Raw genomic sequence first — 14,483 nt, 5'->3', positions numbered from 1 at the left:
ATGACCGAGCCAGCCAGCGAGAAGCCGACCGACGCGACCAAGACCGAGATGCAGGCGCGGCTCGTGCGACGTCTCGGGCCGGCGATGGGGCGGCGGCGCACGGTGGATATCCTGCGTGCGGCCACCGGTGCGGGGCTTGGAATTCTGGTGACCGCCCTTATCAGCTACACGCTGCCGCAATCGCGCGAGGCGGGGATCTACCTGATCTCGGGCTTTGCCTCGACAGCGGTCTTGCTGTTTGCCCTGCCAAATTCGCCGCTGGCGCAACCTTGGTCGGCGATTGTCGGGATGATGGTTTCGGCCGCCAGCGCCGTGGTCGTGCTGCGCTTCGTGCCGCCACCCTATGCCGACGGGCTGGCGGTGGCACTGGCGATCTGCGCCATGATGGCCCTGCGCGCCCTGCACCCGCCCGCAGCGGGGATCGCGCTGCTCGGCGCGCTGGAATATGAGGCCGGGCGCCCGCTCGGCTTCGAGTTCGTACTGATGCCCGTGGGCGCGATCACGGTGGTTTTGGTGCTGCTGGCGATGGCCTGGCACCGCGCCTTCGGCATCGCTTATCCCTCGCGCCCGCTGGCGGCCCCGCCCCGCCCCGGCCCCGCGGCACGCCGCACGCCGCGCCTCAGTGAAGACGACTTAGCCGGCCTGCTGCTCGAATTCCAGCAATCCGCCAACCTCGGCACCGCCGATCTGGCACGCTTGCTGAATGCCGCGCGGGCACGCGCCACCGAAACGCTGCTCTCCGCCTCGGCCGGTTCACTGATGAGCCCGCGCCCCGTCTCGGTCGGCCCCGAGGCCCCGATGTCCGAGATCGTGCGCAAGATGGAGGTGCTCGATCTGCGCAGCCTGCCGGTGGCCGACAGCGAGGGGCGCCTTGTCGGCATGGTCGATCAGGGGCGGGTCTTGCAACGCCTCGAGGCCGAACAGGCCGCGCTACGCCGCCCGTTCCGGCTGCGCTCTGCCCCGCCTGAACCCGACGCGGCGGCCCTGATGGACACCACCACCGAGCCGGTGGACATCGCCACCCCGGTCGGCGAATTGATCGCGCGCCTCGCCAAACCCGGCGCGCAAGCGATCCCTGTGACCGAGAATGGACGCCTCGTCGGCATCCTCGGGCGCAGCGATGTGATGAGCCTGCTGCTCTCGTTGCTGATCGGCTCTGAGCGCAAAGACCCGTGAACCTGCCCGAAGGCGCGGCTTGATGTTGTGCAAAATGGTCACTTTCGAAGCACATAATGAATTGTGATGCAATTTTGCGCATTCCACCCTTGAAGCCGCCGCATTTCCACCGAACTCTAAACATAACGGGCCAGCGATGTGTCGGGTCCGCCAGCTATGAAAGGAGCGCCACATGCCTTCGTTCTCGAACACGCTCGAACAAGCCATCCACGGCGCACTCGCGCTGGCCAACGCGCGCAAGCATGAACTCGCCACTCTCGAACACCTGCTGCTGGCGTTGATCGAAGAGCCGGACGCAAGCCGCGTGATGCGCGCCTGCGGGGTTGACCTCGAAGAGCTGCGTGAAACCCTGACCGAGTTCATCGACGATGATCTCTCGACTCTCATCACCGAGATCGAGGGCTCCGAGGCCGTGCCGACCGCCGCCTTCCAGCGCGTCATCCAGCGCGCCGCGATCCATGTGCAAAGCTCGGGCCGCGCCGAGGTCACCGGGGCCAACGTGCTTGTCGCGATCTTTGCGGAGCGCGAGTCGAACGCCGCCTTTTTCCTGCAAGAGCAGGACATGACCCGCTATGACGCGGTGAACTTCATCGCCCATGGCGTGGCCAAAGACCCCGAGTTCGGCGAGGCCCGCCCCGTGACCGGCGCCGAAGAGGAGCACAAGGCCGAGACCACCCAGGCGGGCGAGGCCAAGGAATCCGCGCTGTCGAAATACTGCGTCAACCTCAACGAGAAATCGGCTAAGGGCGATATCGACCCGCTGATCGGCCGCGAGGAAGAAGTCGAGCGCTGCATCCAAGTGCTTTGCCGCCGCCGCAAGAACAACCCGCTTCTGGTGGGCGATCCCGGCGTGGGCAAGACCGCCATCGCGGAGGGCCTCGCGCTCAAGATCACGCGCGGCGAAACCCCGGAAATCCTTGCGAAATCGACGATCTTCTCGCTCGACATGGGCGCGCTTCTGGCGGGCACCCGCTACCGCGGCGATTTCGAGGAACGCCTGAAGGCCGTCGTGAAAGAGCTTGAGGACCACCCCGACGCGATCCTCTTCATCGACGAGATCCACACCGTGATCGGCGCGGGCGCCACCTCGGGCGGCGCGATGGATGCCTCTAACCTGCTCAAGCCCGCGCTTGGCGGGGGCAAGATGCGCTGCATGGGCTCGACCACCTACAAGGAGTTCCGCCAGCACTTCGAGAAGGACCGCGCGCTGTCCCGCCGGTTCCAGAAGATCGACGTGAACGAGCCCTCGGTCGGCGACTCGATCAAGATCCTGATGGGCCTCAAGCCCTATTTCGAAACGCACCACGACATCCGCTACACCAATGACGCAATCAAATCGGCGGTGGAGCTGTCGGCGCGCTACATCCATGACCGCAAACTGCCCGACAAGGCTATCGACGTGATCGACGAGGCAGGCGCGGCCCAGCACCTGCTTCCGGAATCGAAGCGCCGCAAGACGCTTGGCGCCAAGGAGATCGAGGCCGTCGTGGCCAAGATCGCCCGCATCCCGCCCAAGAACGTCTCGAAGGACGATGCCGAGGTGCTGCGCGATCTCGAAAAGACGCTCAAGCGCGTCGTCTTCGGTCAGGACAAGGCGATCGAAACGCTGGCCTCGGCGATCAAGCTGGCCCGCGCGGGCCTGCGCGAACCCGAAAAGCCCATCGGCAACTACCTCTTCGCTGGCCCCACCGGCGTCGGCAAAACCGAGGTCGCCAAGCAACTCGCCGACACGCTTGGCGTGGAACTGCTGCGCTTCGACATGTCGGAATACATGGAGAAACACGCGGTCTCGCGCCTGATCGGCGCGCCTCCCGGCTATGTCGGCTTCGACCAGGGCGGGATGCTGACGGATGGCGTGGATCAGCACCCCCATTGCGTGCTGCTTCTGGACGAGATGGAAAAGGCGCACCCGGATGTCTACAACATCCTGCTTCAGGTGATGGACCACGGCAAACTCACCGACCATAACGGCCGGACGGTGGATTTCCGCAACGTGATCCTGATCATGACCTCGAACGCGGGCGCGGCCGATATGGCCAAAGCCGCCATCGGCTTCGGCCGCGAACGCCGCGAGGGCGAGGATACAGCCGCAATCGAGCGCACCTTCACGCCCGAGTTCCGCAACCGTCTGGATGCGGTGGTGAACTTCGCGCCCCTCTCGCGCGAGGTGATCCTGCAAGTCGTGGACAAGTTCGTGCTGCAACTCGAAGCGCAGCTGATCGACCGCAACGTGCATATCGAGCTTACCCCCGAAGCCGCCAACTGGCTGGCCGAAAAGGGCTATGACGACAAGATGGGCGCCCGGCCGCTTGGCCGCGTGATCCAGGAGCACATCAAGAAGCCTCTGGCAGAGGAACTGCTGTTCGGCAAGCTCACCAAGGGCGGCGTGGTGCGCGCCAGCGTCAAGGATGACGCCATCGTGCTCGAGGTCGAAGAACCCAGCAAGCCGCGCATCACGGGCCCCAAGCAACGCCTGCTTCCGGCAGGCTAAGGCCATCCACCAAACAAAAGGGCCCGGAACTCCGGGCCCTTTCCATTACCCCACCTTCAATGTGGTGAAAAATATCCTCGGGGGTGAATTTGCGCCAAAGGCGCAAAGAGGGGGCAGACCGCCCCCTGCCCCGCCGCCCTCAGCGTTCGGTCAGCTTCAACTCGATACGGCGGTTCGCGGCCCGCGCCTCGGGGCTATCGCCCTCGGCCACGGGGCGGAATTCACCAAAGCCGGTCGCTGCCAAACGGTAGGGCGGGAAGCCCAACTCGTCGATCATGTAACGCACCACCGACAGCGCGCGCGCCTGGCTCAGCTCCCAGTTATCGCGGAACGCGCCAGTGCCCAGCAAGGGCACGTTGTCGGTATGGCCATCGACGCGCAGGATCCAGTCGATCTGCGGTGGGATCTTGTCGGCCAATTCGGTGAAAGTCTCGGCGACTCGCGCGATCTGCGCCTTGCCCTCGGGCGCCAGATCGGCGGCCCCCGGCTGGAACAGCACCTCGGAGGAAAACACGAAGCGATCCCCCACGACGCGCACACCCTCGCGCCCGGCCAGCAGTTCCGACATCCGCCCAAAGAACTCCGAGCGATACCTCGCCAGATCCGCCGCCTCGGCCTCGGCCTTCTTGCGCGCCTCTTCCTCAAGCTGCGCTCGGCGCTTCTGCTCGGCGGCCACCTGCGCCAGCGCCGCGTTCAGCTGCTGCCCGAGCGTCTCGACCTGAACCTGTGCATCGGCGTCCCGCTCCTGCGCGGCGTCCAGAATTCCCTGAATCTCGGACAGCTGCGCCCGCAGGGCCGCGATCTGCTCGTTCAGCAGGGCCACCTTGCGCGCGGCCTCGCCCGAGATTTCCTTCTCGCTCGCCAGCGCCTGTTCGGCCACGGCCCGCAAGGCGGCCTCTTTCTCGGCGTCCGTCAGGCGCGTCTCCAACCGCGTCTGCAAATCCTTCTTCGCGGCCTCGGCCGCGGCAAGCAGGGTCAGCGTTTCCTCGGCCTTCTGGCGCGCGGCCTCAAGCGAAAGGGTCATCGCCGCCAGCTCATCGCCGGACGCCTTCAGCTTGCCGCGCAACTCCTCGATGGTCGCGCGATCAAGGCGCAGCTCCTCGGCGCGCGCATCGGCATCCGCCCGCGCGGCATCGCGCTGCGACAGAAGTGAGGCGACTTGGGCCTCGAACGCGGTGATCTTCTGCCCCGCCTCGGCCAGTTCCGCCTCGCGCGTTTCAATCCGCTTGCTCAGCGTCGCGATCAGCGCGGTCTGCACATCGGCCTGCTCCCGTGCCGTATCCAGATCTCCGGTCAACTGCGCCGTGCGCTCTTCCTCCAGCGCAAGCGCACGTGCGAGGCCCGCGACCTGCTCGGACAGGGCGGAAAGCTCGTGCTCCTTGGTGGTGATCGTGTCGCGCATGACCGACTGCACGACCATGAAGATCGTCAGCACGAACATCAGCACCATCAGCAGCGCGGTCATCGCATCGACGAAACCGGGCCAGATCGTCGATGAGAACTTCTGACCATTGCGGCGGGCAAGCGCCATCGCTTAGCCCTCCCGATTGCGGGTATTGTGCAGGATCGCCCGCGTCAGCGCCGCGAAATCGTTGCGCAGCTCGGCCATGCTTTCCTGCCGCCCCGCCGAGACCTCTTCAAGCAGCCGCAGCATTTGCAGGTCGATCGAGCGCAGCCGCATCCGCGTTTCCGCCGCGATCTCGGCGGTCTCGTCGGTCTCAGCCTGATGCGCCAGGCGCTCCAGCGCCAGGGTCAGCCGGTCCTGCCCTTCGGCCATGCGGTTCAGCGCGCGGCCCTGTTCGGTGCGTGCGTCAATCTCACTGCCCAAGCGGTCCGCCAGATAGGCGACCGCGCTTGTCATCTCGCCCAGACGGCGATCGACCTCGGCACGGCCGGCATCGGATTGCGCGAAGATCGACTGCAACACGGCCATCTGCTCGGACATATGATCGAGTATCTCGGCCACCGCCGAAGCCTCGCCATCGCCCTCGGCCGCCGCGAAAGAAAGCCGCGTGATCGAGGAAATCCACTCCTCCAGCTCGCGGTAGAAGCGGTTCTGGCCGTGGGTCACGAACAGCTCTAGCAACCCGACCACTAGCGAGCCCGCAAGACCCAGAAGCGAGGAGGAAAACGCCGTGCCCATACCGCCAAGCTGCGCCTCAAGGCCCGTCATCAGCTTCTCGAAGACGTCAATGCTGCTTTCGCCCTCTTGCGGGGCAAGCGCGCGGATCGTTTCGACCACCGCCGGAACAGTCGTGGCCAGACCATAGAACGTGCCCAGAAGTCCTAGGAAAATCAGCAGGTTGGAGAGGTAACGCGTGATGTCGCGCGCCTCGTCGATCCGGGTCTCGACCGACTCGAGGATCGAACGTGCCGCCGAAGTGGCGATCGAGCGCGAACCGCCGCGCGCGCCAAGCAGCGCAGCCAGCGGCGCCAGCATTCGCGGCGCGACATAGGCCGGACGGCCCGGCCGGTCGGCGGCGAAACTCTCGATCCAGCTGACCGCCTTGACCAGTTGCGCCACCTGCCAGAAGCAGGCCAGAACGCCCAGCACGAAGACCGTCAGGATCAGCCCGTTCAGCCAGGGGTTCGCGATGAAGATGGGCAGAATGCGGCTATAGGCAAGCCACCCTCCCGCTGCGACCAGAACCAGGACGATCACCATCAGGGTGATCTGCCGGACGGGTTGCGAAAACTGCGGATCAAGCCGGATGGTGCCGCGCATACACTGCCTCGTTGGCTATTGTTTGCGCGAGGATAGGCGGGCTTGGCGGCAGTGCCAAGCCCTATCGGGTCAGCTCGCGGACCCGCGCGGAGAGCCAGTCAAGGTCGGGATCGGCCAGCCCAAGCTCGGTCAGATGGGCTGCGGTGTTGAACAGGTAATCGCGGTTCGGCCCGCGCCCGCCGATCGCGCGGGCGATGATCTGCGCCTGCTCCTCTAGGTCGAGCGCGCAATATTGCGGCCCCTCGTGGTCGATCACATAGGTGATGGCCTCGAAGGTCTCGCCCTCTTCGCAGGTGACCGGCAACTGGCGTTCGAGATAGGCGTCCGAGACCAGTTCGCGCGCGCGCAGGCAGGCCAGAACCTCGTCGGCCTCGGGCTCGGGCACACGAAACGCCAGACCCGCGCAGACGGAATCGGGGCTTGCGTCAAGCGCCAGCACCAGGCCCGGCGCCTCGGGCGTGCCGCGAAAATGGATCGAGCGCATACAGAACGAGCGGTGCCACCCCCGCAACCAGGCGCGCCGCACCTCGGCCGGGGTAAAGCCCGGATCCCAGATCAACGAGCCGTAGCCAAAGATCCATAACGTTTTGGTCATCGCGCTGGTCCTCCTGCCGCCTCGGGGATACATCTGACAGGCGTCGATGGAAAGAGGTGCGGATGCGGCTGATCTGGGCGGGCCTTGCCGTGGCGGGGCTATATTCGGGCTACTGGCTGGCGGGAACGACCGTGCTCGAACGCGGCGCGGCGATGGCGCTTGAGGGCGCGCGAGCCGAGGGGCGCGGCAATGCCGAGGCGCTTGAAACCGGGGGCTTCCCGGCACGGTTCGCCCTGAACGTGACGCGCCCCGAGCTTGCCGACCCAGTCGCCGGGTGGCACTGGTCCGCCCCCTCGGCGCAGCTTTGGGCGCCCGGCTGGAGCCCGCTGGAGCTGCATCTGGACATGCACCCCGAGAGCCAACTGACCCTTGGCGGCCAGCGTTTCACGCTGACCAACAGCACCGGGAGCGGTCGGCTGAGCCTTGGCCTTGCGCCGGATCTGCCGCTGAAAGGGGTGCAGGCCGAATTGCGCTATGTCGCGCTGCGCCCTGAGGGCAGCGCGGAGGCGACGCTCGCCGCCGCGCGGATCGATGCCGCGGCGGAACGGACCGATGCGCCCGCAACCTACCGGGTCACTGCCGGGGTCGGGGATGTCACCCTACCCCCCGGCACGATGGCCGACGCGCTTGGCGCCCCCCTGCCCGACCGGATCGACGCGCTGACGCTGGACGCAACGTTGCGCCTTGACGCGGACCTAAGCGCCACGGCGCAAACCACGCCGCCGCGTATCGAAGAGATAGACCTGCAAGCCCTTTCGCTCGATTGGGCCGGGCGCGGGCTGAGTGCCAGCGGCGGGCTGCGCATCACCGCAACCGGCCAGCCCGAAGGCACGATCCAGATCAGCACGGCCGAGTGGCGCGACTGGCTTGATATCGCGGTTGCGGCAGGCTGGATCGAGGCGCGCAGGCTGCCCGCCCTGACCGGACTTGGCGCCTATATCGCGCAGCAAAACGGCGGCGTGCTGAGGGTGCCGCTGGCGTTCCAGAGCGGCCGCGCGAGCCTTGGGCCGGTGCCCCTTGGCCCCGCACCGGTGCTTCAGCGGCAGTAGGCGCCGTTCTGGTGCCGGGCCGTATCGACATGGATATGGTCCTGGTGGAAGCGGTCCGACTTGGGGCCAAGCACGGTGCCAAACGTGCCGCAGGCGGATCTATGCACCGCCTTGAGCAGCTTTGCCTCGGATTTCCAGCCATCGAGAACAGTGATGACCTTGCCATTCGCCAGCCGGATGCCCTTGAGGTCGATCGCGCGCCCGCGTCCGTGCTCGGAGGCTTTCGAGCCCTTCTGGTTGTTGCGCGCCCGGCAGGTATAGCTGCCCGCCAGCTCAAGCCGCGCAACACCGCCGCCGCGATTGCCGACGGCCGGCACGATGCCCTTGTCTACCCAGGTTTTCAGCGCCTTCGCCGTGGCGGGGATTGACAGCGGAATGCCCGAGACGGCCGTGACCTTCACGCCATCCTCAAGCCCGCAGCCCGACACCTTGCTGGGAATCGGCGGGATCGACACGCCGGTGATCCCCGCAACGCCGCAGACCGCCCCACGGGCACCGGGCTTGCCGACCTTGGCGGGAACGCTTGCGCCCGACATGGCGGCGAGTTTCAGCTTGCCCGGTTTTGTCGAAGGACGGGCCGAGGACAGAAGCGCAAGGCCCGCGTTGGTTGGACCGGGCACGGTCGCCAGCCGCGGGGCCGCTTGCGGCCGCGGCGAGGTTTGCGGCGCATCGGCCCGAACAGCCCCCGCGGCCAGCTCAAGGCCAAGGGCCAGCACAAGCGCCGCCCGCATCAGGCCTTGTCCGACGGAGGCACGCCGCGGCCAAAGTCCGGCGCTGCGGTGTCCTGCCCGGCCTCGATGATGCCGCGACGGATCGCCCGCGTGCGGGTGAAATAGTCATGCAGGAAGGCGCCATCCTCCATCCGGATCGCGCGTTGCAGCATGAACAGCTCTTCGGTAAAGCGGCCGAGGATGTCGAGCGTGGCTTCCTTGTTGGTCAGGAAGACATCGCGCCACATGGTCGGGTCCGAGGCCGCGATCCGGGTGAAATCCCGAAAACCCGAGGCCGAGTATTTGATGACCTCGTCCTGCGTGACGCGGCGCAGATGGTCGGCCACGCCCACCATCGTGTAGGCGATCAGGTGGGGCGTATGCGACACGACCGCCAGCACCAGATCGTGGCGCTGCACGTCCATCTCATCGACATTGGCACCGAGGCCCGTCAGGAAGTCGCGCAGCCGCTGCACCGCCGCCGGATCGTTGCCCTCAAGCGGAGTCAGCAGCCACCAGCGGTTCACGAAAAGCGAGGCAAAGCCCGAACGCGGACCAGAATGCTCGGTCCCGGCAAGCGGGTGGCCGGGGATGAAATTCACATGCGGCGGCAGATGCGGGGCCACGGCCTCAACCACGGCCTGCTTGACCGAGCCGACATCGGTAATAGTCGCACCTACGGCCAGATGCGGCGCGATCTCGGCGGCGATGGCGCCCATGGCCCCGACCGGCACGCAGAGCACCACCAGATCGGCGCCGCGCACGGCATCGGCCGCAGTTTCGCAAACCCGGTCGCACAGACCGATCTCAACCGCGGTCGCCCGCGTCTCGGGCGATTTGGCATGACCGACAATCTCGCCGGCCAGCCCATTGGCCCGCATCGCATGGGCCATGGACGAGGCGATCAGCCCCAGTCCGATCAGCGCGACGCGATTGTAGCCCTTCATGCCGCCCCGCCCGCCTTGAACAGACCGATCATATGCGCCACGCGGCGGCACGAGGGCTCATCGCCCACGGTGATGCGCAGGCAGTTCGGCAGGCCGTAGCCCGCCACGCGCCGCACGATCAGCCCGTCTTTCTTCAGGAACTCGTCGCAGGCCGCGGCCTCTTCCTCGGAGCCGAAGCGCGCGAGGATGAAGTTCGCCGTCGAGGTGTCCGAGGGCACGCCCTTCTCGGCCAGCGCCTCGGCCAGCCAGGCACGCAGCCGGGTGTTGTCGTCGCGGCAGCGCGCGATCCAGTCCTGGTCGCGCACGGCGGCCTCGGCGGTCTCGAGCTGTGCCGTCGAGAGGTTGAACGGCCCGCGCACGCGGTTGAGCACGTCGATGATCGCCTTGGGGCCGTAGCCCCAGCCGATCCGCAGCCCGCCCAGACCGTAGATCTTCGAGAAGGTGCGCGTCATGAAGACGTTGGGCAGGCGGGTCGCGAGTTCAGCGCCGCCGTCATAGCCCTCGACATATTCCGCATAGGCGCCGTCGATCACCAGCATCGCCTGTTTAGGCAGCCCGGCGGCCAGACGCTCCAACTCGGCCAGACCGATCATCGTGCCGGTCGGGTTGTTCGGATTGGCGATGAACACCAGTTTCGTGCGCTTGTTGCAGGCCTTCAGGATCGCATCCACATCGGTGGTGCGTTCGCGCTCGGGCACGCAGACAGGGGTCGCCCCGGCGGCATGGGTGTAGATGCGATACATCAGGAAGCCGTGCTCGGTGAACACGACCTCATCCTTCGGGCCAGCATAGGCCTGGCAGAGGAAGTTGATGATCTCGTCCGAACCTACGCCGCAGATGATGCGCGCGGGATCGAGCCCGTGTACATCGCCGATGGCCTGACGCAGGCTGGCGTGATCGGTCGAGGGATAGCGGTGCAACTTGTGCGCTGCGCGCGTGAACGCCTCTTTTGCCTTGTCCGACGGGCCGAACGGGTTCTCGTTCGAGCTGAGCTTGACCGCATCGGTCACGCCCGCCACATGCGACTGCCCGCCCTCATAGAGTGCAATCTCCATGATGCCGGGCTGCGGACGGATATGATCGTTCATGACTCTTCCCTCAAGACTCCGCGCGCTTTCTAGCGGGCGGCGGGGGACAAAGCCAGCAGCATCTTCCCCCGACGGAAACGAAAAAGGGCCGGGATAACCCGGCCCTTTCGAAGATCTGGCTGAACTGAAGGATCAGTTCTTCGCGTAGAATTCGACGACCAGGTTAGGTTCCATCACGACCGGGTACGGCACGTCCGACAGGGCCGGGGTGCGCACAAAGGTCGCGGTCATCTTGTTGTGGTCGACTTCCAGGTAATCCGGCACGTCGCGCTCGGCCGACTGAACGGCTTCGAGAACGATGGCGAGCTGCTTCGAGCGGTCACGAACGGCGATCACGTCGCCTTCCTTGACGCGGTACGAGGCGATGTTCACGCGCTTGCCGTTGACGGTGACGTGGCCGTGGTTCACGAACTGACGCGCCGCGAAGACGGTCGGAACGAACTTGGCGCGGTAGATCACGGCATCCAGGCGACGCTCGAGCAGGCCGACCAGGTTTTCACCGGTGTCGCCCTTCACACGCTCGGCTTCGGCGTAGATGCGGCGGAATTGCTTTTCGGTCAGGTCGCCGTAGTAGCCTTTCAGCTTCTGCTTGGCGCGCAGCTGGGTACCGAAGTCCGACAGCTTGCCCTTGCGGCGCTGGCCGTGCTGGCCCGGGCCGTATTCGCGCTTGTTCAGCGGCGACTTGGCGCGGCCCCAGATGTTTTCGCCCATGCGGCGGTCGATTTTGTACTTGGCAGACGTGCGTTTGGTCACGGCTGATCTCCTTCATAAAGTAGCGAAGGGCGTTGTCCTTTCCCGCGACCCCATCCGAGCCTTGGGCGACAGGTTTCCCCTTGCGGGGTCCACCAACACCAATGAATGACCCGGCAGCCTTGGCTACCGGGATGGCGGGCTTATACAGCCCCGCGCGCCAGTGTCAACGCGCGAATCCCGGAATTCGGCCGCTCAGTAGAGCAGCTTGTAGACATTTCCGAGGGAGTCGGTGACCGTCCCCGTTCCGCTTTGCGTGCCCGACCCCGAGATGAACGTGCCCTGCAGACGGTTGCCGTCATTGCAGACCGCGTAGATCTCGCCCGAGTTGACGCCGCCCAGATCCTCGGTCGAGTTCTTGTACTTGCCGCCGGTGTCGCGCAGCGTCAGCGACAGGCCGCGCTCCTTGGTGCGCACCTTCGGCGCGACCGAGCTCCAGGTGCCCTGGCACTTGGACTTGTTCGGCTTGGGCAGGCGGAAGGTGACGATCCCCGAGGTCTCGGTATCGGCCTCAAGCGTGATCGGGATCAGGCTGGCCGGATCCTCGTTCGCGATCGGCCCCTGAATGGGGTAAAGCTGCATGTCGCCTGTGCCGCCGCAGGCAGCAAGCAGGGGCAGCATCGAGAGGGCAAGCAAGGAGCGCAGGGTCACGACGTTCGACTTTCCGGTTGGTCTGCCAGCCAGTCCCGACACTCCGCGCCGGTCCTCGGTTTCGGACCGTCACGACGCAGCCGCCGAAAATGCCTGACTCAGGATAGAGTTGCTTGCGGCGGTAGTTTTTTTCGGCCCCTTTCGCAAGAGTGAAAAGCGGCGCGGCGCCTCCGCGCCGCCCCGGTCACCGAAATGTGTGCGCCGATTGCGCCGTCAACTCCCGACTGAACGCATTGGCGTGACTGTTTGGCGGCGGTGTTTTCGTTGACAACGTGTAGTCGATTGGGGCCCTACGATGGCCGACGTCATCGCCCAAGGGCACTTCGCAATCGGTCAGAAGTTGCTGTTGGCGACGTCAGACCGGCCCTGTAGTGACCTGTAAGGGGCGTGCGTTCAAATTGGACAGCTGCGCTAAGGCGGCAAGTCTTTTTTCGGGCAATACACCTTCAATGCCCTACGGTACTGATAAAGCTGCGAGATCGGCCAGTTCTGGCGGACGCTCGGCTCTGATACCAACCAGATGCGTGTGGCCAAGACTTCATCCTAATCGCAGATCATTACTTCCGTAGCGACGAGATAATCCTGCAACGCATGGCCAACCAGTTCGGGCAGACCACCGCCGGGCTGCGCAAACCTGTTGTGTCGCAGACGCGAGTGTGCCCTAGTTGACGCAGCGACATAGCCGGTTATTCGATGACGATTTCTTTGCACGACCAAGACATCGCACGCAGGGACGCCCCGCCGCAGTCCGTCTGCAGCAATGCCACGATGCTCGCGGTTGTACTGGGGATGGCAGTAGGCATTTGGGTGACTTTCTGGCTGCGCCCGCTCGACTACGCGCCCGCGGCGGCGCTCCTCTATATCGTTATCTTTGCCGTTCCCGTCGCCTTCGTGGAAATCGCGTACAATAAGAGCCACCTCGCCCCCGGGGTCGGCATGAACTACGCGCGGCGCGACATCTCGCTCTCGAGAACCCTTCGCAAGCTGGTCGGCCTGAGCGCGATCCTCGGCGTAATCGGCGTCTCTTACTGGTTATTCCCGGTCTACGACGAGAAGCTGTATGCACCATTCTTCTGGCTTCTGGAAACGTTCTGGTGGGTCCTCGCGGCGATTTCGATCCCGTATGTCGTGCTGGTCGATATGCATCAGGACGAGCCCGAGGATTCTCTCTGGGTGATCGGCGACGCGCTGCTTCGCATGCAGCCGCGCCGCATCGCTCGCGAGAAGAACTTCCTGCTCGGGTGGCTCGTGAAGGCCTACTTCCTACCGATGATGTACGGCTACCTTAGTAACGAGGTCGGTTCGCTTCGCAGCTTCGATTTCGACGGCTCGCGCATGCCGCAGATCACCTACTCGTTTCTCTATTCGGGGATCCTTTTCCTTGACCTGACGATTGCCGTCGCCGGCTACATGCTTACGCTGCGAGCCTTGGGAACGAACATTCGCAGCACCGACACGACACTGTCCGGGTGGCTCGTGACCATCATTTGCTACTCCCCCTTCTGGCCGCTGTTGTATGGCAAGTATCTTGCCTACAATACGGATTGGAGTTGGGGCGCATGGCTTTGGGAAAATGAGCCTCTCTATATCGCTTGGGCCGCGGCGATTATCCTCATGAAATCGCTATGGGTATGGACCGCAATGTCCTATGGTATCCGGTTCTCGAACCTTACCCACCGAGGGATCATCACTAGCGGCACCTATCGCTGGACCAAGCACCCTTCCTACATCTTCAAGAACATCTTCTGGTGGCTGATCGCGATCCCTTTCATCCCGCAGGACGGGTCAGTCCTGACCGCACTCCAGAACTGCGCACTGATGGTTGGAGTGAACCTGATCTACTACGCCCGCGCCAAGACCGAAGAGCGGCACCTGATGAAAGACCCGACCTATGTCGCCTATGCCGAGTATATCCGGCGCAACGGGATGTTTCGGTTCTTAAACAGGGCGCGGCCCTGAAGGAAGGCGCAATCTACTGAGCGGGCCATCTCCGCTCTGGCCAGAGCGCTGACAATGCCGCGATCGAGAACATCGAAGTAAGGAAAGATGGCTGGAGCGGTAGGATTACCAAAACCGGTTGGTGCCATAGGGAATGTTGGCAAGAAGTTCCGGGGCTGGGGCTATGGGGGGGCGATTAGTTCAGCCTTGCTATGGGCACTGTTGCACAACAAGAGCTAGGCTCAGGCCTCATAACCAAAACAGCACGGTAGCGGCGAGAGCGACAGCTGAGAGAAAGACCTTCGGACATCTGTCGTAGCGTGTCGCTACGCGTCGCCAGTCCTTGAGCCTGCCGAACATGAT

The 14,483-nt window shown here is 64.9% G+C and carries 12 protein-coding genes and 1 pseudogene; 4 read left to right on the top strand and 9 right to left on the bottom strand.

Features of this window, described 5'->3' with window-relative positions; genetic code table 11:
* Together LZA78_RS16935 and clpA are read left to right on the top strand one after the other, a co-directional pair.
* The gene (locus tag LZA78_RS16935) at positions 1-1,176 is read left to right on the top strand and encodes an HPP family protein (RefSeq protein WP_233678079.1); all 1,176 of its coding nucleotides are present in this window, start codon (positions 1-3) and stop codon (positions 1,174-1,176) included.
* 172 nt (positions 1,177-1,348) lie between these two features.
* Positions 1,349-3,667: an ATP-dependent Clp protease ATP-binding subunit ClpA gene (gene clpA, locus LZA78_RS16930; RefSeq protein WP_233678078.1), complete on the top strand. Its 2,319-nt coding sequence runs from the start codon at positions 1,349-1,351 to the stop codon at positions 3,665-3,667.
* A gap of 139 nt (positions 3,668-3,806) precedes the next feature.
* On the opposite strand, the gene LZA78_RS16925 is transcribed toward clpA, so the two are convergent.
* The 3 genes from LZA78_RS16925 to LZA78_RS16915 all read right to left on the bottom strand — a co-directional run bounded on the left by LZA78_RS16925 (position 3,807) and on the right by LZA78_RS16915 (position 6,987).
* Entirely contained in the window at positions 3,807-5,198 is a 1,392-nt protein-coding gene (locus tag LZA78_RS16925; protein WP_233678077.1) for a peptidoglycan -binding protein, read from the bottom strand.
* A 3-nt stretch (positions 5,199-5,201) separates the two neighbouring features.
* Entirely contained in the window at positions 5,202-6,392 is a 1,191-nt protein-coding gene (locus LZA78_RS16920; protein ID WP_233678076.1) for a biopolymer transporter ExbB, read from the bottom strand.
* A gap of 61 nt (positions 6,393-6,453) precedes the next feature.
* Positions 6,454-6,987: a gamma-glutamylcyclotransferase gene (locus tag LZA78_RS16915; RefSeq protein ID WP_233678075.1), complete on the bottom strand. Its 534-nt coding sequence runs from the start codon at positions 6,985-6,987 to the stop codon at positions 6,454-6,456.
* 62 nt (positions 6,988-7,049) lie between these two features.
* Between LZA78_RS16915 and LZA78_RS16910 the strand changes: the two genes are divergently transcribed.
* Positions 7,050-8,036, top strand: coding sequence for a DUF2125 domain-containing protein (locus tag LZA78_RS16910; protein ID WP_233678074.1), 987 nt, complete (start codon positions 7,050-7,052; stop codon positions 8,034-8,036).
* On the opposite strand, the gene LZA78_RS16905 is transcribed toward LZA78_RS16910, so the two are convergent.
* The 5 genes from LZA78_RS16905 to LZA78_RS16885 form a co-directional block, all read right to left on the bottom strand.
* Positions 8,024-8,767 (bottom strand): extensin-like domain-containing protein, encoded by a 744-nt coding sequence (locus LZA78_RS16905; RefSeq protein WP_233678073.1) that lies wholly within the window; start codon positions 8,765-8,767, stop codon positions 8,024-8,026. The genes LZA78_RS16910 and LZA78_RS16905 overlap by 13 nt on opposite strands.
* Positions 8,767-9,693 (bottom strand): prephenate/arogenate dehydrogenase family protein, encoded by a 927-nt coding sequence (locus tag LZA78_RS16900; protein WP_233678072.1) that lies wholly within the window; start codon positions 9,691-9,693, stop codon positions 8,767-8,769. The genes LZA78_RS16905 and LZA78_RS16900 overlap by 1 nt, the downstream gene beginning before the upstream one ends.
* Positions 9,690-10,781, bottom strand: coding sequence for a histidinol-phosphate transaminase (hisC, locus tag LZA78_RS16895; RefSeq protein ID WP_233678071.1), 1,092 nt, complete (start codon positions 10,779-10,781; stop codon positions 9,690-9,692). The genes LZA78_RS16900 and hisC overlap by 4 nt, the downstream gene beginning before the upstream one ends.
* Before the next feature lie 132 nt (positions 10,782-10,913).
* The gene (rpsD, locus tag LZA78_RS16890; protein ID WP_233678070.1) at positions 10,914-11,534 is read right to left on the bottom strand and encodes a 30S ribosomal protein S4; all 621 of its coding nucleotides are present in this window, start codon (positions 11,532-11,534) and stop codon (positions 10,914-10,916) included.
* A gap of 192 nt (positions 11,535-11,726) precedes the next feature.
* Entirely contained in the window at positions 11,727-12,224 is a 498-nt protein-coding gene (locus tag LZA78_RS16885) for a hypothetical protein (protein ID WP_233678069.1), read from the bottom strand.
* Positions 12,225-12,875: 651 nt separating this feature from the next.
* Between LZA78_RS16885 and LZA78_RS16880 the strand changes: the two genes are divergently transcribed.
* Positions 12,876-14,141, top strand: coding sequence for an isoprenylcysteine carboxylmethyltransferase family protein (locus LZA78_RS16880; protein ID WP_233678068.1), 1,266 nt, complete (start codon positions 12,876-12,878; stop codon positions 14,139-14,141).
* Positions 14,142-14,369: 228 nt separating this feature from the next.
* Here the strand turns inward: LZA78_RS16880 and LZA78_RS16875 are convergent.
* A pseudogene (locus LZA78_RS16875) lies at positions 14,370-14,483 on the bottom strand (IS5/IS1182 family transposase); the annotation flags it as partial.

Origin of the sequence: Rhodobacter flavimaris (genome assembly GCF_021378075.1) — a bacterium.
GTDB classification, from domain to species: domain Bacteria; phylum Pseudomonadota; class Alphaproteobacteria; order Rhodobacterales; family Rhodobacteraceae; genus Rhodobacter; species Rhodobacter flavimaris.
This window is presented reverse-complemented; position numbering and strand designations above follow the sequence as displayed.

What these genes read in the sequence shown, in the direction of transcription:
- LZA78_RS16935 (WP_233678079.1), top strand. Translation starts at nt 1, where the DNA reads ATGACCGAGCCAGCCAGCGAGAAGCCGACCGACGCGACCAAGACCGAG.
- clpA (WP_233678078.1), top strand. Translation starts at nt 1,349, where the DNA reads ATGCCTTCGTTCTCGAACACGCTCGAACAAGCCATCCACGGCGCACTC.
- LZA78_RS16925 (WP_233678077.1), bottom strand. Translation starts at nt 5,198, where the DNA reads ATGGCGCTTGCCCGCCGCAATGGTCAGAAGTTCTCATCGACGATCTGG.
- LZA78_RS16920 (WP_233678076.1), bottom strand. Translation starts at nt 6,392, where the DNA reads ATGCGCGGCACCATCCGGCTTGATCCGCAGTTTTCGCAACCCGTCCGG.
- LZA78_RS16915 (WP_233678075.1), bottom strand. Translation starts at nt 6,987, where the DNA reads ATGACCAAAACGTTATGGATCTTTGGCTACGGCTCGTTGATCTGGGAT.
- LZA78_RS16910 (WP_233678074.1), top strand. Translation starts at nt 7,050, where the DNA reads ATGCGGCTGATCTGGGCGGGCCTTGCCGTGGCGGGGCTATATTCGGGC.
- LZA78_RS16905 (WP_233678073.1), bottom strand. Translation starts at nt 8,767, where the DNA reads ATGCGGGCGGCGCTTGTGCTGGCCCTTGGCCTTGAGCTGGCCGCGGGG.
- LZA78_RS16900 (WP_233678072.1), bottom strand. Translation starts at nt 9,693, where the DNA reads ATGAAGGGCTACAATCGCGTCGCGCTGATCGGACTGGGGCTGATCGCC.
- hisC (WP_233678071.1), bottom strand. Translation starts at nt 10,781, where the DNA reads ATGAACGATCATATCCGTCCGCAGCCCGGCATCATGGAGATTGCACTC.
- LZA78_RS16880 (WP_233678068.1), top strand. Translation starts at nt 12,876, where the DNA reads ATGACGATTTCTTTGCACGACCAAGACATCGCACGCAGGGACGCCCCG.